Origin of the sequence: Butyrivibrio sp. X503 (genome assembly GCF_003625475.1) — a bacterium.
Taxonomy (GTDB): domain Bacteria; phylum Bacillota; class Clostridia; order Lachnospirales; family Lachnospiraceae; genus Butyrivibrio.
This window is the reverse complement of record NZ_RAIQ01000002.1, coordinates 73950-97742: the sequence shown is the minus strand read 5'-3', so window position 1 is coordinate 97742 and position 23793 is coordinate 73950. Positions and strand designations below refer to the sequence as shown.

General features: G+C 40.9%; 17 protein-coding genes. All 17 read right to left on the bottom strand.

The window, feature by feature from the left end:
• Positions 1-43: 43 nt before the first annotated feature.
• On the bottom strand, positions 44-532 hold the full coding sequence (mscL, locus tag D6853_RS03300; RefSeq protein WP_120656383.1) for a large conductance mechanosensitive channel protein MscL: 489 nt from the start codon (positions 530-532) through the stop codon (positions 44-46).
• Positions 533-649: 117 nt separating this feature from the next.
• Entirely contained in the window at positions 650-2914 is a 2265-nt protein-coding gene (locus D6853_RS03295) for an ABC transporter substrate-binding protein (protein ID WP_120656381.1), read from the bottom strand.
• A 55-nt stretch (positions 2915-2969) separates the two neighbouring features.
• The gene (locus D6853_RS03290) at positions 2970-5387 is read right to left on the bottom strand and encodes an ABC transporter substrate-binding protein (protein ID WP_120656380.1); all 2418 of its coding nucleotides are present in this window, start codon (positions 5385-5387) and stop codon (positions 2970-2972) included.
• An 82-nt stretch (positions 5388-5469) separates the two neighbouring features.
• A complete protein-coding gene (locus tag D6853_RS03285) occupies positions 5470-8061 on the bottom strand; it encodes an ABC transporter substrate-binding protein (RefSeq protein ID WP_120656378.1) in 2592 nt (863 codons plus the stop codon).
• A gap of 3 nt (positions 8062-8064) precedes the next feature.
• Positions 8065-9336 (bottom strand): ABC transporter permease, encoded by a 1272-nt coding sequence (locus D6853_RS03280; RefSeq protein WP_120656376.1) that lies wholly within the window; start codon positions 9334-9336, stop codon positions 8065-8067.
• A 5-nt stretch (positions 9337-9341) separates the two neighbouring features.
• On the bottom strand, positions 9342-10865 hold the full coding sequence (locus tag D6853_RS03275; RefSeq protein ID WP_120656374.1) for an HlyD family efflux transporter periplasmic adaptor subunit: 1524 nt from the start codon (positions 10863-10865) through the stop codon (positions 9342-9344).
• Positions 10862-11794 (bottom strand): carbohydrate ABC transporter permease, encoded by a 933-nt coding sequence (locus tag D6853_RS03270; protein WP_120656372.1) that lies wholly within the window; start codon positions 11792-11794, stop codon positions 10862-10864. The genes D6853_RS03275 and D6853_RS03270 overlap by 4 nt, the downstream gene beginning before the upstream one ends.
• Before the next feature lie 4 nt (positions 11795-11798).
• Positions 11799-12596 carry a carbohydrate ABC transporter permease gene (locus tag D6853_RS03265; protein WP_243108283.1) on the bottom strand — a complete coding sequence of 266 codons (798 nt, stop codon included), beginning with the start codon at positions 12594-12596 and terminating at the stop codon, positions 11799-11801.
• 146 nt (positions 12597-12742) lie between these two features.
• Positions 12743-14929, bottom strand: a complete 2187-nt coding sequence (locus tag D6853_RS03260; RefSeq protein WP_120656368.1) for a DUF6449 domain-containing protein — start codon at positions 14927-14929, stop codon at positions 12743-12745.
• Positions 14901-15806 carry an ABC transporter ATP-binding protein gene (locus tag D6853_RS03255; RefSeq protein ID WP_120656367.1) on the bottom strand — a complete coding sequence of 302 codons (906 nt, stop codon included), beginning with the start codon at positions 15804-15806 and terminating at the stop codon, positions 14901-14903. Before D6853_RS03255 ends, D6853_RS03260 begins: the two co-directional genes overlap by 29 nt.
• Positions 15803-16189 carry a GntR family transcriptional regulator gene (locus D6853_RS03250; protein ID WP_120656366.1) on the bottom strand — a complete coding sequence of 129 codons (387 nt, stop codon included), beginning with the start codon at positions 16187-16189 and terminating at the stop codon, positions 15803-15805. Before D6853_RS03250 ends, D6853_RS03255 begins: the two co-directional genes overlap by 4 nt.
• Before the next feature lie 122 nt (positions 16190-16311).
• On the bottom strand, positions 16312-17676 hold the full coding sequence (locus tag D6853_RS03245; protein WP_120656365.1) for a PFL family protein: 1365 nt from the start codon (positions 17674-17676) through the stop codon (positions 16312-16314).
• A gap of 23 nt (positions 17677-17699) precedes the next feature.
• A complete protein-coding gene (locus D6853_RS03240) occupies positions 17700-17972 on the bottom strand; it encodes an ACT domain-containing protein (RefSeq protein ID WP_092243467.1) in 273 nt (90 codons plus the stop codon).
• A 19-nt stretch (positions 17973-17991) separates the two neighbouring features.
• Complete coding sequence (locus D6853_RS03235; protein WP_120656364.1) at positions 17992-18789, bottom strand: MBL fold metallo-hydrolase; 798 nt, start codon at positions 18787-18789, stop codon at positions 17992-17994.
• A gap of 15 nt (positions 18790-18804) precedes the next feature.
• Positions 18805-20970 carry a cell division protein FtsA gene (locus D6853_RS03230; RefSeq protein ID WP_120656363.1) on the bottom strand — a complete coding sequence of 722 codons (2166 nt, stop codon included), beginning with the start codon at positions 20968-20970 and terminating at the stop codon, positions 18805-18807.
• Positions 20970-21599 (bottom strand): dephospho-CoA kinase, encoded by a 630-nt coding sequence (coaE, locus tag D6853_RS03225; protein ID WP_120656362.1) that lies wholly within the window; start codon positions 21597-21599, stop codon positions 20970-20972. Before coaE ends, D6853_RS03230 begins: the two co-directional genes overlap by 1 nt.
• Positions 21586-23781 carry a DNA polymerase I gene (gene polA, locus D6853_RS03220; RefSeq protein WP_243108282.1) on the bottom strand — a complete coding sequence of 732 codons (2196 nt, stop codon included), beginning with the start codon at positions 23779-23781 and terminating at the stop codon, positions 21586-21588. The genes coaE and polA overlap by 14 nt, the downstream gene beginning before the upstream one ends.
• Between the last annotated feature and the right edge of the window lie 12 nt (positions 23782-23793).

Genomic DNA, 23793 nt, shown 5'->3' with positions numbered 1-23793 from the left:
GAAAAGGCAGCACATTCATGCTGCCTTTTCGTAAAGTTCATATTTACTCTGTAAGCTCAGATGTACAATGAGGACATCTTGTAGCGTCGATTGCAATTTCTGATTTGCAGCGAGGGCATATCTTTGTTGTTGCAGGAGCTTCTTCCTGTTCCTTCTTAAACTTGTTGGTTACATTGTTCATGCACTTAACAAGAAGGAAGATAACAAATGCCATCAGCAAGAAATCAATAACTACGGTGATAAATGTTCCGTAATTAACAGTTACCGCGCCGGCTTCCTTTGCAGCTTCGAGTGTGTTGTAAGTGCCGCCGTCGAGTGTAAAGAACATGTTGTTAAAGTCGATTCCACCTGTAAGAATACTGATAAAAGGCATAATTATGTCGTCAACCAGTGATGAAATGATTTTCTGGAAAGCGCCACCGATGATAACACCGACTGCCATATCCAGAACATTGCCGCGCATGATAAACTCTCTGAATTCAGCTGCCAATCCTTTTCCTTTACCTGCCACGTTGCTTATTTTGTCTTTCATACCTTTCCATCTCCCATTTAACAATACATAGGTTTGCAGTTACATTAAAAATTATAGCACATATAACCGTAAATGAAAGAGTTGTAGATACAATTCAGCCCTTTAGCCATGAAATTTTTAACTATTTTCACTTACCAGGATTGTCATTCTGCTCTGAATGATCTTGGCAACTTCTTCGGCGCTCTTTTGACCGGCAAAATAAGCCGATGCTTCTTCAACAATAATCTCACTCATCTCCTGGCCTCTAGCCTCATATATATTATTTATCGATAAAATGAAGTTTTTGATCTCATCAACCTCTTGCTGTGTAAAAGGCTTAAGCTCGGTTGTGACATCATCAATCTTCCAAGTCTCTTTTTCTCCTGTATATTCATCAATGGGCTCTTCCATAGACTTCTTGGCAGCTTCCTCAAAAGCTTTCTTATTGGTAGGGAAAGAGTTCATATAATCATTTTCATCATTTTTTTTCATAAGACTCTTAACGAATTCCCATGCCGCATCGGCATTCTCAGTTCTTGAACTGATCGCAATATTTGATGACGGGTATATGATAGATTGGTTAACCCCTTCATCATTAGGGAAGCCTATGAACGATACCTCATCGCCAAAAACTGCCTGCTTAATGCCGCGGAAATAACAAAATCCGCTTAATCCATAATTACTGAAAAGCGCCTGGTCCGATCTGTAATAACTCTCGACATCACCGCTATACTTGTTGTAATTTATTTCACTCGGGAACTTGTTTGCAAACTCAAGCAGTTCAATAAAGCTCTCGGAATCGAAGTTACACTTTTTATTCTTAGTATCAATATACTTATCGGCTGCATTTACTATTCCATTGCCAAGCACGTCCATATTAGTCTGTAATCCGAACGCAAGCTCATAAGGCGTATTATTATCTTCAATGATCTTCTCATAATCTTTTATGGATAAAACATCTTTACCGCCGGTAAACTTAGTCTTGGCGATCATCGTTAAGACAGTAAAATCCGTTATCATATTATACATCTTGCCGTCTTTTGTAAGAGCATTCTCGACATTCGGTATAAGCTCTATATTATCCTTAACCTTATCTCTGTCATAATAAGGTTTCAGATCAAGGAAAAGACCTTTATTTTTGTACTTATCAATTTCCTGCTGACCAAAGACCATGATATCGGGTACATTGTCGGAGATGATATCCATATCAAGCTTCTTCATTCCTTCGATCCAATCATCATCCGTCATCTTACAATACTCAACAAGATTTATCTTGTAATCGTCATGTGTTTTATTAAACTCGGTAACCGCAATATTTAATGAATTATCGCATGCGGTAGACGCAAGGGTAAGCACCTTCCTGTCTTTAACCTGATCCGCAGGAACTTTGGTAAATCTTTCGACTTTGGTTTCTCCCGAACTTCCATTGTAAATAGCAATAAATTCATCAGGACTTATCGCATAAGCCGCCTCGATGAAATAAGTAGCATCAATATCGGAGTCATTATAATCAAGAAGCTTAACTATCTCATCTTTCTGAGCGTCATAACCGAAAAATCCTTCATCCGTCGAAAGGTAAAAATCCTTTCCTTCTCCTAAAAAAGCATTTGAATTATATGCATAATCAGAAGTATATGCCGCGCTCTTTTCCAAAAGAGTCTGATTATCAACATCAAGCTTTTGAAGAGTGGTCTCTTCTGCGTTACTAAACACAAAAATCTGATCGTTGCTTCCCTTAATAAAATAAGAAGAGGAACAAAGGTTTTCACCTCCATTTTTACCCGCTTCGATTATTTTCTTAAACCCTTCTTCAAAGGAAAAAGAATAAAGGCCGTCAACCGATACGGTAAACATCCTGCCGTCTGAAAGAACAGCTATATCTAAAAATATCGAACTTTCATCATCGGTCAGCTCATGACTCTCTATTATATTCCCTGACGGATCAACGTGAACAATTGATATCTTGGGATCGGATGATTCCTGCTCTTTTTTATACAGGCAAGCAATACATCCTCCGTCCGAAAGATAGTTTATATGTTTATAAAAATCATAGTTCTCTGCAGGAAGCTCATATTCACCGACATACTTACCCTCTTTGGTAATAGAGACAATCTTTTCAGGACCATCCGTTACAGATTCATAGAAACACAATCCGTCTCCGACAGGCTTCAGATCCGAAACAAAGTTAGAACCAATATCAACCCCTTCTATCTGAAGTTCCTCACTTTTATAAACATAATCCTTTTTCTGCACACTTGCTTCCTGCAAGATATTCTCATCCTTAGGAGCATTACCTTTGGAAGCATCGCCGTCGGCTTTTCCTTTTCCGCAGCCGGTAAGAACCGACATGATCATAGTCGTCGTAAAAATAAGGCTAAGCCCTCTTTTAAATATCCCCTTCATATTCGTTTCCTCTCTCTTTTAAAATAAGCATTTATATCAGTTATTGATCCATAGATCAATTACTCTCATTTACATAAATAGATACTCTGTTCTGAATGATCTTGGCAACTTCATCGGCGCTCTTTTGACCGCTAAAGTATGCGGAAGCTTCTTCAGATATAATATTCAGTATCTCAGAATTACTGTCATCGACCTTATCTACTGAAAGAACAAAATCTGTGACGTAATCGATCTCATCTTTATTAAGCGGTTTAAGCTCGATGTCACTACCGTTAATCGGATAGGAATCCACATAGTACTCTTTCTTTCCTCCAAGCTTGGTGCGATACGGGTTGTTCGCAATATTCTCAGCAGCTCTGTTAAGACCGTATTCCGTTACGGAAAATCCATATTCAAATTCTCTTCTGTTGATAAAGTCTTCTTCCCAGAATCTCTTGATAAAATCCCAAGCAGCTTCAGGATAATTACTCTTGGCGCTGATAGCATATCTCCAGCAGGGAATGATAACGGAGTCATTTGTTCCGGCTTCGTTTGGATTACCTATAAATGAAATATCATTGCCGAAGACAGCCTGTTTCATGATCTGATAATCCCCATATCCATAGAATCTGTCATACATAAACAGTGATTCTCCCGAACCGTAGAATGCATATGTATCTTCACCAAACTTTTCGTAATCTATTTCAGCAGGGAATTTTCCCGCATACTCAAGGAGCTGTTTAAATTCATCGGAATCAAAAGAGCATTTCTTATTCGTAAGGTCGATAAACTTATCACCCGAATACTCGATTCCGTACTCAAGTGCCATGCTTTGATCCATGGCTCCGAAAGCCATATCGTACTTAGCGCCCATGGATGAAACAATATCATCGCAGTCCTTATAGCCTAAGCTCTGCTTATCTCCAACATATTTTTGATTAGTCAAAAGTGTACCAATTTCAAACTCGGTTATAAGCGTATACATCTTACCGTCATCGGTAGTCATTGCATCCTGGAGATTGGGAAGAAGTTTGACATTCTTCATATCTTCATCTTTTTCAAATAAAGGCTTGTAATCATAGAAAAGACCTTTGTTCTGATATTTTGCATAAGGCTGATCGCTGAAAAACACCATAATATCGGGAACATTTCCGGCTACCAGATCCATATCGAATTTCTGAACCGCTTCTTCGGACGATCCGTCAATAGTGTTGGCACCGTTTGAATAATCAATAAGCTTAATCTGATATTCATCGTTTTCTCTGTTGAACTTTATGGCCTCATCTCTTACTCTCCAGTCAATAGCGATACCACCGAGCGTAATTATCTTCTTTTCTTTGACCTGATCTTCGGGTACCTTGGTAATCTTTACAAGCTCATATATCTTATCAAATCCCGGAATAGCCGCGATCATGTCCTTGTCGCCGATTCCTGCGATAGTATTTATTCCGCTGTCAACTTCAAGACCTGAATCAAGATTATCGACAAGCTTTGTAGTCTCATTTGTATTCTCGTCATATCCGTATATAGCATCATTTGTAGATACATAAAGCTCATAGCCAGAACCGGCAAAAAATGCTGTGCCGAATTCATTGAGCTTGGACAAAGATTCTATCGGCTCGGAAAGCTCACCTTTGCTTGTATCAAGAACATAAACATTAGTGTTGGAAGCATAATCATAGGCAAATATTTTTCCGTCAGTTCCTTTGCAAAGCCTAAAATAGCATCCGCAGTATCCGCTGTCTGATTTTAATGTATCTATAACAGTCTTAAGGCCTGTATCAAAAGAAAATCCAAGGATTCCGCCGCTTGAAGATACAAAAACATTTCCGTCATCAGTAACAACAATATTGAAAATATTAAAGTCAGGTATCTCCAAAGTATTGCTTGCACAATCGTAGCTCTCTACAAGAGTACCCTTGTTGTCATACTGCTCGATATACATGTCGAGATTTTTAAGATCAATCATATCGGAGATTGAAATCAGCTCATCGGAAGATCCCTCAGTTGATGCTGAATCTGTTGATGCATCGGAAGTTGAGGCATCTTCGGATGCGGCTTCACCGGAAGCATCGGCTGCACCTGATGCTTCGTCGCCCTTTCTTACGGTTTTGTATGCATAGAAGCCTCCATCGGGTAAAAAGCTTATACTTTCAAATTCTTCACCTTTTTTGACGGGAATATCCACGGTTTCAAGCCCGCTTCCATCCGGATTAAATGAAAGAATCTGCGTCTTTTCGTCTTCATAAAAAGCCGCGAGATAAATCTTATCACCGATAGCGTTAAGAGCTTTTACCTGTGCGCCTTCAAAATTAACACCGTCAAGACTCAGCTTTTCTGTTTTGTAAACGTTTTCCTTGGAAACCGTTCCTTGTGTTTGTAGTATGCTTTCTTCTTTTTTCTTGGAATTGCCGCAGCCGACCAGAACGGATGCTGCCATAGAAAAGGCCATAGCAAAGCTTAGACCTCTTTTAAAGATCCTCTTAAATCCCATATATTCACCTCTTTTCCTTTTAAAGCGTTGTTTATAAGTAACACTTGTCATGGGGCGTCCCCCATGACAAGTGCATAGTTTATCAGCCGTTCTCGTTTATGAAAATAGATATCCTACTCTGGATGATCTTGGCAACTTCTTCAGCACTCTTCTGACCGCTGAAATATGCACCGGCTTCTTCCATTATGATGTTATGAATATCATTGTTGTAGTTATAGCACTTATCTATTGAAAGAACAAACTCCGATACCTCATCAACTTCTTCCTGTGTAAGCGGCTTAATGGGAATTTCTTTTCCGTCAACATAATAAGAATCATCGTAATACTCTTTTTTGCCGTCAACCATCATATATGGTCTTTCCATGGCCTTTGCCTTGGCATCATCAAATCCGGACTTGGTTACAGGGAAGCTGAAAGTCATATTCTTCTGATAATCGTCAGACCAGAATGTCTTTATGAAATCCCAGGCAACTTCCGGATACTTAGTCTGCGCACTGATCGCATATTCTCCGTAAGGGAAAATAACAGATTCATTAGCGCCTTCATCATTGGGAATACCTACAAAAGCAATATCATCTGCAAAAGTAGCCTGTTTGCATCTACCGTAATCATTAAAACCACTTAAACTCGTAAATTCAAACAATGCCTGATTGGTAGCAAAATAGCCTTCATATTCCTGATATTTATCATAATCAAGTTTCTCAGGAAAATTGTTGGCAAATTTCAGAAGATTAATAAATCCTTCCGAATCAAACGAGCATGTCTTGGCAGCGGTATCTATGTACTTATCCCCGGCATAGATAATGCCCTGCGCCATTACACTCTCCTTATTTGCAAAGCCGAATGCAGTATCATAAGTAACATTATTCTCTTTCATAAGATCTTCGCAGTCCTTGTAAGAAAGAGTGTTCTTACCCTGTGCGAATCTTGCTCTTGTTAACATAGAGCCCACCATGAATCCGGGGATTACAGTATACATCTTATCTCCGGTACTCATCGCCTTTAGAATATTAGGATGAATCTCAATATTCTTAAGGTCCTCATCTTTATCAAAAAGAGGCTTTATATCCATAAAAACACCTTTATTACGGTATTTATCAATAGGTTGATCCGTAGATAAGGAAATAATGTCAGGCACATTTCCGGATACTATATCCATATCAAACTGCTTACCGCCGGCTTCATAATCCTCTTCGGAATTAAATTTGGAATAATCCACAATCTTGATCTTGTACTCTTCATTATCCTGATTAAACTTAACTACCGCTTCTTTTACTTTTACATCGTAATCAAGATATACTCCGCCAAGTGTGATTATCTTTTTATCCTTAACCTGATCGGCGGGAATCTTGGTAAGCTTAACCGGTCTGTAATCATTTTCAAAGCCCGGAATGATCGCCATAAATTCATTTTCGCTTATCGCAACAGCAGAATAAATAGTGTAATCCGTTTCTATATCGGAGTCGATGTAATCCATCAACTTAACAAGCTCATCCTTGCTTGCATCATAACCGCAGAAAGCATTCTCTGTTGCTACATATATGTCATATCCGTTTCCGCCGAAAAGAGTCATTGAATATCCGTTTTCCTCGTTAAAGCCGGCACATGGCTCCGAAAGCTCTCCGTTTTCGGGATTAAACTTCTGAACAACCATACCGTTTTCGCCATAACTCTGAGCATAAATCTGATCATTTGCTCCCTTAGTAAGCGAATATGTATCCATATAAGGATTGTCTGAAGCCTTAACCTCTAAAAGAGGCTTAAAGCCCTCTTCATCGGTATATGTCTCAATACCTGCAGTTGATGAAACAAGAAGCTTACCGTCACTTAATCCGATAATAGATCTGATGTTGAAATATCCGTTATCTCCTGATTTGTCGGAAAGATCTAACTTATTTACGATATTTCCCTGGTTATCAAATTTCACTAAGAATTCCTGAGCATCTCCGCCTTCATAGAAGCCCATTCCCTCTTCATGCTCCTCGCCTTCTTCTACTGAAGAACCTTCTGCGGAAGCATCGTCTGAAGTCTCCTTGGAAGCATCGTCTGATGCCGCTTCTGTAGCCTTCTTAGACTCATCCTTTGAAGCATCTTTGGAAGCATCATCCGAATCCTTCTTAGCATCATCCTTGGAAGAATCAGCTGTAGCTTCTTCTTTAGACGCATCTTTTGCATCTTTAGCTTCTTCCTTGGAATCTCCGGCTGTTGCCTCTTCACTTGATGCAGATGCACCCTCAGCAGGTGCCGATTCACCGCCCTCAAGCGTCTGGGGCTCCTCATCCTCCGATGAAACAGACAAAACAGCGTAGCTGCTTCCGTCCGGAAGGAATTCAAAATTATAATAGTTCTCCCCTGCGTTCATAGGGATATCAAAACTTTCTACATTGCTTCCGTCTAAATTAAATTTATAAATCTTGCCGTTACTGTCATTACCTGTAAGTGCAAGATATACTTTGTCGCCGGCAACCTCAAGTCCGGCAGGATATCCGCTTATCTTAGCATCTCCGAGGTCGATATCCTCGACTTTATAGACATAATCCTTTGAGCCCTTTACAGCCTCATTAAGAATGCTGTCCTCTTTTTTCTTTTTACCGCAGCCTGTAAAAGCTGACATGGTCATCGACGTAATCAATGCAATAACGAGACCTTTTTTTAAAATCCCCTTCATTTTCATAATTTAATCCTCTTTTCTTCCCTTCAGTTTTTTTCTTTCCTTCTTTTCCTTAAGCTTAACTTGCAGATCATATTTTTTATCAGACAGATAGCTGGCTACGCCCGATACAGTCCATGTCTTGTTTCTGTACATATTTACAATGCTGACTACGACTATCAATATGATCACGGCTCTGCATATCATTCTAATAAGTAATATCAGAGCCAATATATCTTCATATCCTCTGGCTGTATTTTCCCAGTATGGATAAAAGATCGCTTTACTCCACATGCTTCTTGTGATCAATGAGGCGATCACATTTACAAGTGAAAAAAACTTAAATCTATCCGTATTGTCAACGACGGAAATATACTTTTCATCAAGCCCCGTGCTCTCTGTAATGTCTTTTTTTACGATTCCGTCAACGGGATTCGGAGATACTATCTCATAGCAATTGATACCGCCCACATTTGCGCTCTTACCGTCCTCTGACAGCTGAACATTCTTAGTTCTTCCGCTTAAAATGGTTCCGTACTTGCACAGACTGTCATATGAGATGTAAGCAACCGTATCGGTAAGTCCCGAAGCCTCTCTCATCTTGCCCTCTTGTCTTTTGACAACTCCCGTGACATAATGCGGTACATCTTTGATCGTGATCATCTGACCCGCAACATCATTGGATCCAAAGAGCTGCCAGGCAAGATCCTCGTCTATTACAACGCTGTCCTTCATAAGATCGTTCGGACCGAAGAACTGACCGTTTACCAATTCAAGAGGGTGAAAGAGAAAAAAATCTCCGCCAACTCCTATCGTAGCAACGTTTTCCGCAGTCTTTCCGTCAAAAGACATCGAAGTAACACCCTGCGCGGAATAACAGCTCGCAAACATGCGATTTTCCTCTTTCGCCGGCTGATCGTTCGATTCTTCATCTTTTTTACTGACGTCGATTGTCTCGATGATCTGGGGCGTAGCGGTCTTACCGTTTGCCGCATCTTCTTCGCTTACGATTCCGTCAAGAATAAGCTTTTGTCCGAATGAAAACTCCAGCTTTTTGATAAAATCTTCATCGATCAGCTGATCCTCCGTAAAAAAGACAGAAACCTGAGCCATTCTGTTTTCCTCAGACCATCTCTGCGCCTCGTTTTGCTCGGGAAGCAGCCCTATCAGATACCTTGAGACAAGTCCCAGGACAAGATCCACAAGGAGCAAAAAGACAATAAGAAGGATGATCTTCTTGGACTTTAAAGCCCTTTCCTTTATTTTGTTTATAAACGCTAAAATCTTATCGGTTTTCATTACTCTTACTCGTCTGCCAGTCTTATCTGTTCTCCTGCTTTAACCGGTTTGGTTGATGTTGTGATAACGTACTCGCTTCCTTCAAGTGAACCTGTTATAGCAGCATTCTTGTCATCTTCTGCTTCTACGTTAACGTCGACTCTTGTAGCAATATATCTGTTGCCCAAAGGACTTGATTTACTAGTAACAGTAAGTACAAACTTACCGTTGGAATCAGACTTGATCGCACTCTTGGGAACGATCATGTCATAGTCCTTGGATCTTTCTCCGATAGTAAGTGCCAAGCTCTGACCGGGCTGAACTTCACTACTCTCGATCTTGAAAGTAAGAACCTTCTTCCCTGCGGGATCTGTCTTATCATTCTTTATAGATGTAAGTGTTGCCTTGAAGTCTTCTCCGAACTGCCATACATTCTGAGGCTGTGCGGGATCTCCTACCTTAAGCTTCTGCGCCTGGTTATTGGGTACGGAAAAGCTTGTCGTCATATCTTTTCCATCAACCTGAATAACAGCGATAGTTTCATCGGCTGATGTTGATTCACCTGAAGCCTTGGCTAGTGAAGAAACAGTACCGGCAACCGGTGACTTAACCGATGCGCCTACCGAATCAGCCTCAAGCTTTTCAATCTTCTCTTTATGTTGTGCAATCTTATTTTGCATAGAACTTAAACTGATTTCAGTACCAATACTTTCAAGAAGTTCATCCTTAACCTTCTTAGCATCTTCTAACGCTCTCGCAGTCTTATTCTGTTCATTCTGAGCCAATGCTAGCTTCTGCTCATAACTTGAATTAACCTGACCGCCATATGTTTCAAGCTGCTTTTGATTCTTTGTAAGCTCATTAATCTTATTGTTTATATCCTCTAATCGATCTTTATCAGATGGATCTATTCCTGCCTTATCTGCATCTGCCTCTGCAAGTTCATAACTTGGAGTTGCAGCATTATATGCATTCCCCGCACCATCATAGGCTTGCTTCTGCGTTAAATACAGAACTACTGCTTTAGCTTCATTATCAGCATCTAGTGCAGCTTCATAATTATCAGTAGCCTCTTTTAGTTCAGCCTGAAACTGATCGTAACTTGTAACTTTACCACCTCTGATTTTTGTAATTACATCATCCGGTACTTTTCCTGAGAAAAGCGCAGTTTCATATTCAAGTTCAGCTGCGTCTAAAGCTTCCTTTTCCTTAGAAAGCTCTTCAGATTCCTTATCCTCCAGATAATAGATAACATCGCCTTCCTCAACGTGATCACCCTCTTTTACGGCAACACCCGAGATCTTTCTGGTCTCTTTTACCGTAATGTTATAAGGATCTTCTGCGCTGACATCACCGTTTCCTCGAATCTGCGGTGATACCGGTCCGCTCGAGATCTGCTGAGTAGCGACCTGCGGAAGCGAATAATTCATGATTGTATTGGAAAAGAATGTAAGAACAAGCATGATTGCCAAAAATGCAATGGCAACGTTCTTAACAATATCCTTTTTGGATGATTTTTCATTGCTCTTCCTCTCGATAACTTCGTTCATCCCTTAATTCCTCCTTGGTATGATATTCCCTCAACCAAATAGTCCTCTCCGTACAAGAAAATAAGTAACGGAGGAACCAGATATATAACAGCTACAGCAAAGGCAAGACTGATCTCGCCTGCGTTGATCTTGGATAAGAACACCGACAACGGATGTTTATCCGCATTGGGTAACAAGATCAGCGGTTGCTCTACCATGTTCCAATAATCAAAGAACAAAAGTATCGCAATTGATGCTATTCCTCCCTTACAAAGCGGTGTGCAAACTTTGGAAAAAACATCCCATTCACCCGCTCCGTCTATCGCCGCAGCCTCAATCACTTCCTTCGGTATTCTTTTCATGAACTTGGTCAAAAGAAATACCGCAAACGGGGAAAAGAATCCCGGAAGCAAAATGGACCACATCGTATCATAAGTTCCGAGCCACTTGGAAACCAAAAAGTTCGGAACAAGTGTTACCTGATAAGGCATAAGCATCAATATGATATATCCGAAAAACAGTGCCGATTTAATTTTGTTGTCGAACCTCGAAAATCCGTATGAAGCAAGTGTCGCTATTATCAGCTGAACAACAACTATCGGTACTGTGTAAATTACCGAATTCCAAAACTTAAGCAGATACTCCGGGCTCTTAAAGAGCACTATATAGTACTGAGAAAAAGTAACCATATCCGGAATAAACTTAAGATTCACCTCTTTCGAGATAAATGTCTTTCCGCCTTTTTCTGTCGTTTCAAAAATACTTCCGTAATTGGAATTGATCTCCGACGGAGCCATAAACGAATTTGAAACCGTAAGAATGATAGGTGTCAAAAATATAAAAGCAAAAACAATTGCAGCGATCGTGACCAGTACGGTCTTTGTTTTATCCGTCAATTCTTTTTTCTTATGCAGTTTTTTAAAATAATTCTTTTGAATGACGTTTTCCATAACTCTAACCTTCTACATCCTTGCCGAATCTGTCCTCTACCTTATACATGAAATAGACAAGGATACTTACAACAATAAACATAATGATCGCCGCCGCAGACAACTTCTGATAATCGAGCGATGCAAATGTATTGTTCATAAAATGCTGCAAAATATACAGCGAAGCATATGGATAATCACCCGTCATCAAATATACTTCTCTGAAGACCTTGAAGGAATTGATAAGCGACATTATGGTAACAAAGAGAATTGTTGAAGACATATATCTGATCTTGATGTACCAGAATATCTGCAACTTATTGGCATTCTCCAGCGCTGCTACTTCCAGAAGGTCCTTTGGAATGCTTGCAAGTGCAGACATAAAAAGAATCATGTTATATCCGAGATTCTTCCAAAGAAAAAGAAGTACAATAACTATACGTGCCTGATCCGACTTAAACCAGTCTATCTTACTCTGTCCGAATACCATCAGGAATTTATTGATAATACCGTTATAATGGAACATTACCTGCCATATAAGTACTATCGAAGCCGTCGGTACCATGAGAGGGCTTAAGAAAAAGGATCTGAAATAACTCTTAAAAGGAATTCTTGATTCCATGACCGCCGCCAAAAACAGCGATAATATAACCGCCAATGGCACGGCCGTAAAAGAAAACTTAATTGTGTTAATTCCTGCAAGTCTGAACGCATCGTTGTTCCATACATTTATATAATTACTAAAACCAACAAAAATATTTTGAATCGGGTTATTAATAAATGAATAGTAAATAACCACGCAGAACGGAGCTACAAAAAACACAAATACTCCAAGTAGCGAGGGGAGAAGAAAAAGCCAGGATATCAGGCTTTTCCTCTCATTCGCCGTGTGTTTTTTCTTTTTGAAAAGATTTCTTTTTGTATTATTTCTTTTTTCTGTATTCTGTTTCTTAAATAAATTTAGTAACTTCACTGATTGGTGTCCTTGACTACAAAATCCGGTACTTCACCGTGTTTAAAGCTGTAAAAACCATTTCCATAGCCGCCGTACATAGTTTTTCCACTGTTGATATCAATTGAATACTGTGGAGTTGTATAGTATTTGCGACTGAACCATTCTCCCGGGAATGAATAATTTACCATTGCATCCAGTATTTCCTGGATCTGCTTCTTATCGGTATATTTGACCATAACCTGCTTAGGATTGGTAACGGATATTTTCTCGTCATCCGTCATGTTTTCAAAATCAAGTCCTGAGTAAAAATTATATACTGTTATCGAATCAACCTTAGAAGCATCAACTTTATCGGGAAGCATGGCATTGTTTTTTTCCAAAAGTGCGATCGTATTCTTATATTCGGGATATACATCAAGCTGTGCATTTATATAATCACCCGAACCGGAAGATGTAAAATTGATCTGTCCTATAGGAAGCTCGTTTGTGCAAAGACTGTAGCTGTAGTTTTCAAGCACATCCTTTCGATAGGCATCGCTTAATTCACCATAACTGATGGTCGTTGTGGAAACAGCTTCAAATCCGTTGGAATAATCAACGGTCTGAACATTGTCTTTATTATTAAGGTTCCTTAAAACATCATCTCCAAAGCATTCAAACTCACCCGTTTTATACTCATCGCTTGAAATAATCTTGTCCATGAGTGCAGGATCCACATCATACGGAATAAGTATATTTCTGTATATCTTCTTTCCGTTTTTTAATCTGTATAAAATAGTTTTGTTCCATCCGGTGTTTTGATAAATTCCCGACTCTTTCATGATCGCACTATTCTGTTTCATTGATGCCATTCCGACCTTGGCGATCTCGATAAATGAATCAACATCGGTGATGTACATATTATCTTCAGCATAATCCTCAAAATAATTATCGGAATGTGTGTAATATGAATAGGTGCACGGTCCGTCAATAAATGCACAGCTCTCAACGGAATCCGGATTAGGAATGTAGCTGTCATATCCGCACAGATCGCCCTTATGGATCATAAATATCAGGAACAGGATTGCTACAGCCATAAGTGTCTGAGCTATTCCTTTATTAAAGCTCTTGATATTATTGTTATCAAAAAGCACCTCTATAACACAGCCTACTATCACGGCAGTTATCACCATGATTATGCAGATAAGTATGTGTGTTCTGATATTCTGCTTGGAAAAATAAATTGTATGCATAAACAATATGGCGAGAATACCTGAAATCACGCATATTGAAATCTTTACAATCCATCTGAACGGTCTGAAAATAATACTCTTTCCCGCATGTTCAACTCTTCTTGCCTTGCTTACCGTAAATACAAGAATAAATGCGACAATACCGACTATAATGGTATCGAGTTCATGCATCCAATTGGTCTTAATGAAATCAAATACGGCATTATAGTTTTGATTGTAGTTAAGCCCCTCGAGATACTCTCTTGCGGAAATGAAATTGTACACTCTGTCAGCCAAAGGTGAAAGGTATACATTCAACTCTCCTCGATCCACATAGGTTGCAAAAAACATATCTTTCAGTTCTAACAACACCCAGCTGATAATTGCGGGAATAAATGCAAAGAAGCCGGTAAGCAGTATTGCTGTCGGCATGTTTCCGCTAAGGAACATAGCCAAAACTGTAACCGAGTAAACTACGGAAAATGTAATTATCGTTCTGATCGTCTCAACCAATACATTTAAAAGAACCGGTCCGTTAACCGCTCCGAAGCATGCCGCAACAATAAGAGCTATAATCTCGACCGCAACATACATTAAAGTAAACGTACCTATTGCATTGGCGAAATTTTTCCTTATTCTCTGATATCTGGTAGTAGGCTGACTGAGATAAAAATCCAGCTTACTCTGAGAAAAGAGATAAGAAAAACCCTGATAAGCAAACATGATGGCAATAAACATGGCAAGCAGCCATCCGATCTGCTTAAATCCCATAACAACAATAACAGCATCGAGTTTGGAGTTATAGAACTTATTCATACTCTGTCCCGATACTTCGGCGTAATTGAATGTCCTCGTGATCGTCATGATCAAGCCGAAGATATAATATATTGCCATAAGCGGCAGAGCGATAAGTGAGGTCCATAGAGTGCTGTTTATGTATTTTTTTCTGTTTCTGATCCTATCACCCAAGGATAAATTTCCGGATGTCATATCCAACTACCTCCGTCTCGCTAATAAAGATCTCTTCCAACGTAAGTGCCAATACTTCAAAGAAAACAGGATTGCCTCTCTTAAAGGCATTCTCAATGTCTTCTCTCTCTCCTCTGATTGTGATCGTGTGAAGTCGTCCACGTTTATCATGGACAAGCACATCAAGTCCCTCGAGTGCGTTGTTCTCATCAGCTTCCGACTCAAATACACACTGAACCTTCTGCATGCCAACCTTCATGTCCGCGATGTCCTCCGAAAGGATCACACCGCCCAAATGAAGAAGTCCCACGTGATCACATATATCCTCAAGCTCTCTCAAATTATGAGAAGCAATAATAGGTGTCATACCTCTGTCAGCCATCTCAGCTGCAAAAAGACTCTTAACTCCCTGTCTTACAACAGGATCAAGTCCGTCAAAGGTCTCATCACACAAAAGATATTTGGTACCTGAGCAAACCCCCAGAAGAATTGAAACCTGCTTTTTCATTCCTTTTGAAAAAGTACTTATCTTCCTTTTTGCATCAAGTCCAAATCCCTGACACATTTTCAAAAATCTAAGTTTATCAAAGTTTTCGTAAATTCCTTCATAATACTCAGCCATCTCTTCGGGTGTACTGTTTGGAAGGAAGTATTGTTCATCTGAGATATAAAAAACATCTTTCTTGACATCGGGATTGTCATAAACAGGTCTGTTATCAACAAGTACAACACCCAGATCCGGTTTGATAACTCCTGCGATAGTCCTTAAAATAGTACTCTTTCCTGCACCGTTGGTTCCGACCAATCCAAAGACCTCTCCATCCTTTACATTAAGCGAAACTCGGTTAACGGCCTTGATGTCATCAAAAGATTTTTCAAGATCAATCAATTCGATCATGTCGCTTCTCCTCCTTTGATCATTCCGGAAAGGTACATCTTAACGTCAGAAATAATCTCATCAAAAGTTATACCTATCTCCTCTGCTTCTTTGAACAGACCTGCAATCTCCTGGATGAGCTCTACCTTCTTGTTGTCCTTAAGAAGAGCATCTCCTTTAACAAAATTACCCCTTCCCTTGACGGTGTAGATAAAGCCTTCACGCTCAAGCTCTGTATAGGCTTTCTGTACCGTATTGGGATTGGTTGACAATTCCATAGCCAGGCTCCTCACCGACGGCATCTGGTCATCGGCTTGCAGAATTCCTTTAAGGATCTGCATCTTGAAACTCTCGGCTATTTGTTCATAGATTGGTCTGCTATCTTGGTAATCAATAATTTTCATAGCGCTCCCACTCATTAATAAAAATGAACAATATGTAACAAAAAAAGTGTACTATGTTTACTAGTACACTTGTATTGTATGATATATGCTGATATTTGTAAATACCCTAAATTAAATTAATTTTAATTCTTGAAACTGTGAACAGGTGCGGGGATTCTTCCGCCTCTGTTTACAAACTCATCGCAGGAGAATTTGTTAACAGGCATAATAGGCGCATAACCAAGGAGTCCGCCGAACTCAACAGTATCTCCCACCGTCTTGCCGATAACGGGAATAAGTCTTACAGCCGTAGTCTTTTGGTTAATCATACCAATAGCCATCTCATCCGCAATTATACCTGCAATTGTTGTATCCTTAGTATCTCCGGGAACCGCTATCATATCAAGTCCTACAGAGCACACACAGGTCATGGCTTCAAGCTTTTCAAGTGTAAGGCATCCTGCCTCAACAGCGTTGATCATTCCCTGATCCTCGGATACAGGAATAAATGCACCTGAAAGTCCGCCTACATAAGAAGATGCCATTACACCGCCTTTTTTAACCTGATCGTTAAGAAGCGCAAGTGCTGCAGTTGTACCGGGTGCACCGGCATGCTCAACACCAATCTCATGAAGGATATCGGCTACGCTGTCACCGATAGCGGGTGTGGGCGCGAGTGAAAGATCGATAATTCCGAAAGGAACGCCGAGTCTGGCTGAAGCCTCTTTGGCAACAAGCTGTCCGACTCTTGTTACCTTGAACGCAGTCTTCTTTATCGTCTCGCAGAGAATTTCAAAATTCTCTCCCCTTACTTTTTCAAGTGCGGTCTTAACAACGCCGGGTCCGCTGACACCGACATTTATGATCTTATCAGCCTCTGTCACGCCGTGGAATGCACCTGCCATAAACGGGTTATCATCGGGAGCGTTACAGAATATAACAAGCTTGGCACAGCCAAGTGAATCACTTTCCTTGGTAGCCTCTGCGGTAGCTTTAACGATGGATCCCATAAGTCTTACGGCGTCCATGTTGATACCGGTCTTTGTAGAGCCTACATTAATAGAAGAACAAACAACATCGGTTGTAGAAAGCGCAAGCGGGATCGACTCGATAAGAAGTCTGTCTGCGCTTGTCATGCCCTTACTTACAAGTGCCGAATAACCACCGATAAAGTTAACGCCAACTTTCTTGGCAACCTCATCAAGTGTCTTGGCGATTTCCGCGAAATCCTCCTTTGTCTTGCAGGCAGCGCCGCCGACAAGAGCTATGGGTGTTACGGATATTCTTTTATTTACAATGGGAATACCGAATTCTCTTGAAATCTGGTCTCCGGTCTTAACCAGATCTTTGGCCGAATCGTAGATCTTGTTGTAGATATTCTTTTTAAGCTGCTCAAGATCCGAGCTGATGCAGTCGAGAAGGCTGATGCCGAGCGTAATAGTTCTAACGTCAAGATTCTCCTTCTCTATCATTTCATTGGTCTCAAGGACCTCTTTAGTATTGATCATTATTATTTTCTCCCAAAAACCAATTAGATTCTGTGCATGGAATCAAAGATTTCTTCCTTCTGGCATTTAATTACAACGCCGATATTTTTGCCAAGCTCTTCAAGGTCATCGGCAACGCTGTTAAAGTCCTTGGTAGTGCCTGCCATATCAACGATCATCATCATATTAAAATATCCGCCTACGATGGTCTGTGAAATATCAAGAATATTGATGCTCGAATCTGCAAGATAGGTACAAACCTTTGCGATAATTCCGACTGTATCCTTGCCTACAACTGTAATGATAGTCTTTTTCATGTCTCCTCCAAATTAAAAATTATATCTCGATAACAGGCGATAGCTCTGCTCTCTTAGCAACCATAATGGGAAAATCCGTCGATCTGTACGGGTTGTCACCCATGTCAACTTCAAGTCTTACCGTCTCATACGCAAGCTCAGGCAGATTATTCTCTTTGGACAGATGTCCAAGGAACACTCCTTTTATCTTGTCATTAAGGAGCTTACAGAGAAGCTCTCCGCTCTTTTCATTGGATAAATGCCCTCTGTCACCCATTATTCTGGTCTTCAGCATATAAGGATATGGTCCTGTCTGGAGCATCCTTATATCATGATTTGCTTCTAATAATAACGCGTCGCAGCCCGATAAGCAACTGACAGTATAATCATCGTAGCAGCCAAGATCCGTCGCAACGCCTATTTTCTTATCGCCTATATACACTCTGTATCCGCAGGGCTCTGCGGCGTCATGCGATATTCTCATCGGATTGATCGTCATATCCCCGACGCATACGCATGTATCGGTAAGGAGCCTGTTAAAAGAGGCATTGACCATCTCGCCCTTTTTATCGCTCTTAATGATACCGTCTATCGTTCCTGAGGTCCCGTATATCGGAATGTCATGCTTTTTAAGAATAGTATGAAGTGCCGCTATGTGATCCACATGCTCATGTGTCACAAATATCGCATCGAGATCGTCAAAAGAAAGATCGAGTCCCTTCAGACCTTCTTCTATTCTCTTTTTACTGGTTCCGGCATCTATCAAAATATGTGTGTTGTCGGAGCCTATGTAGGTACAATTGCCGCTACTGCCGCTGGCAATACTGGTAAAACGCATATGAATAAAAACCTCTTACTTCCAATATACTTCTATCTTGTCACCCTCATGAATGGCCTGCATATAATCAGGGGTCGCACCGTTAAGCGTAGTCACAATGCTCCTTCCGTTGGGCTTGGAAAGATCAAAATCTATGGCATCAAAGATATCTACAAAGATATAATCAGCCTTTCCGTGAAGTGTCACGGCGTCGTTATTTACAAATATATGAAGGTCATGAGCAAGGATGTTCTTAACTGTCTCCTGCTCTTTTTTCTTGTATTCGCCGTCATCGTCCGGAAGGTCATCAAACGAAAGCTGTCCATCCTTCCCCTCGATTATCTTGACGTCATCGGAGTTTGCATAAGACTCCTGATTGGCCTGTGAGATCGCAACCTCGTCAGCACTCGGGAAATCTCTGTAATAATCCATGATAGCTTCTTCCTGTGCCTTGAACTCAATCTTGAAGTTCTCATAGACAGGTGTATCTTTGTCACCGCGCTCGTTGTTAACGATGATCACGGTATCTTCATTGATCTCGATGTCCATAAGAGCAGCTATCTGCTCGGCTGTATTATAATCAAGCACCTTGACTTCATCGCCGGGATTAATGCTGTAAAGCGCGGTCTGAGGCTCACCGTTAACTGTCGCAAATCTCGACGCCTCGACATTCTTGCCGTTTACATTGACATTAAACTTGGTCTTAAACTCAGGGATACTCTCAATAACGGCTTCTCCGGGAGCTCCTGCAGTTGAAGGAACAACCTCGATTATGTCGTTGGCATGGATCTTGGTGTGAATATCTGCAGGCTTACCGTTAAGTGAGATGACTGCAGGTTCACCGGGTTCACCTCTCGATGCTCTCTCTTTGCCATTGACTGTATATCTGAGTTCTTCTCCTCTCTTGGGGAAAAGATCTTCATTCGGAAATGCAGCCTGCATAGCGGCATCCACGATCTGAAGCTTGCCGTTGTCATATATCTTGGTCTGTATACCGTTAAAGGAAACAAAGATAAAGTTATTGGCTTCCTCATAATAGCTTATGCAGATACCCAGAGGCGTAACAAGAAGAGAATCTCTCTCGATTCCGTCATTATTAAGGAAAGTAATGTTCTTCATTACTTCCTCACCTCTAAGAGCTACACGCTCTTCGGGAATATCCATCTCTTTTGCGATTGCCTTGGTATAACCCGGCACGCATCCGCCACCGCCGACTACGAATACAGCGCTGACAGCTTTATCACCGTTAAGCTTCTTTATTTCTTCTACGGCTTTCTGTGCCATCATATCTACCTGAGGCTTGATGATACGAGCTATCTCTTTGGCTGTGATCGTCTTACGAAGCCCCATGATATCAATATATTCAACTCTGTCGTTGTGACTTGCCGCGATCTTTATCTCATCTGCCTGGTTAAAATCAACAAGGCAGTGATGCGCGATTATCTCGGTAATATCATCACCTGCTATAGGAAGCATACCGTAAGCAGTGATAGATCCGTCATCGGTCACGCAGATATCGGATGTACCCGCACCGACATCAATAAGTGCAAGATTGAGCATTCTGAATCTGTCCGGAATCGCAACCATCATAGCTGCGATAGGCTCGAGTGTAAGATTGGCAACGTTAAGCTCCGCTCTCTCACAAGCCTTGTAAAGGCCGTCTACGCAATCATCCGGAAGGAAGGTTGCGATCAGCTCTACGCTAACCTTGCCGGCGTTATGTCCCTCAAGATTGGCTATCTGATATCCGTCCAAGTAATAATGCATTACGGAATAACCAACCAGATAAAACTTGAGGTTGGATGTATTGCTCTTTAAGAATTCCGCGTAAGCCTGTTCAACGGCTGCGGAATTAAGATTATATATATCTTCGTCTGTAATCTCATGAGACTCGGGATACTCGTACTCATACGTTGTCCTGACCGTCCTGAGAACACGACCTGCGGCAGCTATACAAACATCGGTAAGATGAATGTCTGTCTGCTGTTCAAGATTTTCTTTTACTACCCTGATGGTGGCGCCGACTTTTCCGATATCATGAATCTGTCCGTCAAGCATAGCTCTTGTCTGGTGTTTTTCGACGCTCTGAGCAATAACATTGAACTGTCCTTCATTCATATATCCGACAGTACCTACAACGCTCCTTGTCCCGATATCAAGTCCAAATACCACCTTCTGATCCGATTGCTCTAAACTTGCCATCATCTTCTCCAATCCAATAGTTTCTTTCCGATAATATCTGCAACAGTATCAAGATCCCCACTGTTGTCCAAAACAAAATCGCAATGCTCTCTGAAATCATCGTCGGAAAGCTGCTTTTTAAAGATATCCGTGACCTTCTCATCCGAGTATCCGCGTGAATCCTTAAGCCTCTGTCTTCTGACGTCTTCGGAAGCATATACATACCACAGCTCATCGACTATATCTTCATAGCCGTTTTCTATTAAAAGAGCTGCCTCCACAAAAACAAAGTCCAGCCTATTTCTAAGCCTTTCTTCATCTATAATATTAATAATATACGTATTAACTGCTGGATGCAAAATATTGTTGACCGCCTGAAGCTTTTTTTCATCTCCGAAAATAGCCTTGGCCATCTTGGCCCTGTCTATCTCGCCGTCTTCTCCTAGGATTTCTTTTCCCAAGAGATGTACCAGCTCATCATAAGCGGGATAACCCTTCATCTTGATCTCATTGGCAACATCGTCCGAATACACAACTCTGCAATTATAGTTTTTCTTAATGTATTCAAGAACCGTAGTCTTTCCGGCTCCGATACCGCCCGTTATTCCTATGATGTTGGTCTTTCCTTTTTGCAGTTTATTTTGCTTCATACCAGTCATTTCCGGTGTGACAGGTTGCTTCCATGGGAACGACCAATGTCACAGCACTCTCCATCTCTTTAGTAAGTAATTCTTTTACAATATCTATCTCATCTTGTGCAGTCTCGATGACAAGTTCATCGTGTATCTGCAGGATAAGTCTCGACTTCAGATTATCCTTCTTAAGTCTGAAAAAGACATTTATCATTGCTATCTTCATAATATCAGCGGCAGTTCCCTGTATGGGAGCATTCATTGCAACTCTCTCGCCAAACTGCTTGATATTAAAATTACTTGCTCTAAGTTCCGGAATGGGTCTTTTTCTTCCAAAAAGAGTGGTACTTCCGCCGTTCTCCTTGGCTTCTTTGACGACTCTCTCCTGATATTCCTTAACTCTCGGATAAGCCTCAAAGTATTTATCCATGTACTCCTTGGCTTCCTTAGGCGATATGGAAAGATCTCTTGAAAGACCGTAGGCGCTTATTCCGTATACGATACCGAAGTTAACCGCCTTAGCGCTTCTTCTCTGATCCGAAGTCACCTCAGCAAACGATACATGGAATACCTTGGATGCGGTACTTGCATGTATATCCTCTCCGTCGTGATAAGCCTTGATAAGCCCTTCATCCCCCGACATATGAGCAAGGATACGAAGCTCAATCTGTGAGTAATCGGCATCCGCAAACACGTAACCTTCCTTTGGAACAAAGACTTTTCTTATCAGTCTTCCAAGCTCTGTCCTCATCGGAATATTCTGAAGATTGGGCTCTGTTGAGCTGATTCTTCCGGTTGCCGTGATCGTCTGATTAAAGCTTGTGTGAATCCTGTTGTCATCTTCTATAAACTCGGCAAGCCCGTCAGCATATGTTGACTTTAATTTAGCAAGTCCTCTGTATTCGAGAATATCCGATACTATCTTGTGCTCACCGGCAAGCTTCTCAAGGACGTCCGCCGCGGTAGAATATCCGGATTTGGTCTTCTTCTCGGCGGGAAGTCCCAGCTTTTCAAAAAGGACCTCTCCAAGTTGCTTGGGCGAGTTAATATTAAATTCAACTCCCGCCGCATTATATATAGCTTTCTCAAGCTCATCAATTCGAACCTTGAGCTCATCTCCGTATATCTTAAGCTGTTCTCTCTTTGCGATGATTCCCTCTTTTTCCATAGCAAAAAGAATATAAGAAAGAGGCATCTCAACATTATAAAAGAGTGCTTCCATACCGTTCTTATCAAGCTTCTTTCGAATAAGAGACGCAGCCTTTCTGCATACGTAAGCCGCCTTACATGCATAAGAAGAAAGGATTGTCGCATCGGCATTGATAAGCGGCTCTTTTCCGAACAGATCTGCTCTTTTCTCAAGATTAAGTCCAAGATATTCTTTGGAAACATCTTCGATCATGTAGTCGTTCTTATTGGGATTATTGAGATATGCTCCGATCAAGCTGTCAAAACACCTCGGCTCATTGTTATAAGCCGTATCTTCCTTATAACCGTAATCTCTTTGTTCTATCTCATACGGTGTAAAAAGATTGTATGAGCTCTTGATATCAAATGTCGCAAGATTGCTGCTCTTACTTAGTTCGGAAAGCTTTCCTCCAAGATAATCCCCCGTTATAAAGCCCTGAATCGGGATGTATACGGCCTCTTCGTCATTAAAGCAAAAAGAAATACCGATAATATCCTTCTTCTTGATACTTCCTGACGAGATTGTATCTATTACAGGATAAAAGCCTACGTAATTATCACTTGCGTCCTTAGAAAAAGAAGCCTGAGCTTTAGCTTTTGAAAAAAGCTCTTCAACCTTTGAAAGATCCGAAGTAGCACTTATCTTTACTTCAAAAACAGGTGCTGCAGCTGCCTTACCTAGAGGAGACACGGCAGCGATCTCTTTTTCAAGAAATTCAAATAATGTATCGCTTATTTCAACGCCTTCGGCAGATAGGATAGCGGAATCGGTATAGCCAGAAAGGATATCTTTTAACCTGTAAGTCTGTGACTTGACGGCGGGCGAAGGCTGTATCTTTTCATCAAAACTAATGCTAAGCTTCTTGTATTCACCGGTCTTTGCTAGGCTCTTTAGCTTAAAAAGAGCACCGTAAATACCGCTGACGAAATTACCGTCAGCGTCCGTAAATGCAGGCATAGCGTTATATGCGTCTTTTATTAAATTAAATGCGTTAATATTAAGGATGTCCAAAGAATATATTCC

What these genes read in the sequence shown, in the direction of transcription:
- D6853_RS03250 (WP_120656366.1), bottom strand. Translation starts at nt 16,189, where the DNA reads ATGAAAATTATTGATTACCAAGATAGCAGACCAATCTATGAACAAATA.
- D6853_RS03235 (WP_120656364.1), bottom strand. Translation starts at nt 18,789, where the DNA reads ATGCGTTTTACCAGTATTGCCAGCGGCAGTAGCGGCAATTGTACCTAC.
- D6853_RS03270 (WP_120656372.1), bottom strand. Translation starts at nt 11,794, where the DNA reads ATGGAAAACGTCATTCAAAAGAATTATTTTAAAAAACTGCATAAGAAA.
- D6853_RS03290 (WP_120656380.1), bottom strand. Translation starts at nt 5,387, where the DNA reads ATGGGATTTAAGAGGATCTTTAAAAGAGGTCTAAGCTTTGCTATGGCC.
- D6853_RS03260 (WP_120656368.1), bottom strand. Translation starts at nt 14,929, where the DNA reads ATGACATCCGGAAATTTATCCTTGGGTGATAGGATCAGAAACAGAAAA.
- D6853_RS03275 (WP_120656374.1), bottom strand. Translation starts at nt 10,865, where the DNA reads ATGAACGAAGTTATCGAGAGGAAGAGCAATGAAAAATCATCCAAAAAG.
- mscL (WP_120656383.1), bottom strand. Translation starts at nt 532, where the DNA reads ATGAAAGACAAAATAAGCAACGTGGCAGGTAAAGGAAAAGGATTGGCA.
- D6853_RS03230 (WP_120656363.1), bottom strand. Translation starts at nt 20,970, where the DNA reads ATGGCAAGTTTAGAGCAATCGGATCAGAAGGTGGTATTTGGACTTGAT.
- D6853_RS03285 (WP_120656378.1), bottom strand. Translation starts at nt 8,061, where the DNA reads ATGAAAATGAAGGGGATTTTAAAAAAAGGTCTCGTTATTGCATTGATT.
- D6853_RS03240 (WP_092243467.1), bottom strand. Translation starts at nt 17,972, where the DNA reads ATGAAAAAGACTATCATTACAGTTGTAGGCAAGGATACAGTCGGAATT.
- coaE (WP_120656362.1), bottom strand. Translation starts at nt 21,599, where the DNA reads ATGAAGCAAAATAAACTGCAAAAAGGAAAGACCAACATCATAGGAATA.
- D6853_RS03295 (WP_120656381.1), bottom strand. Translation starts at nt 2,914, where the DNA reads ATGAAGGGGATATTTAAAAGAGGGCTTAGCCTTATTTTTACGACGACT.
- D6853_RS03245 (WP_120656365.1), bottom strand. Translation starts at nt 17,676, where the DNA reads ATGATCAATACTAAAGAGGTCCTTGAGACCAATGAAATGATAGAGAAG.
- D6853_RS03280 (WP_120656376.1), bottom strand. Translation starts at nt 9,336, where the DNA reads ATGAAAACCGATAAGATTTTAGCGTTTATAAACAAAATAAAGGAAAGG.
- D6853_RS03255 (WP_120656367.1), bottom strand. Translation starts at nt 15,806, where the DNA reads ATGATCGAATTGATTGATCTTGAAAAATCTTTTGATGACATCAAGGCC.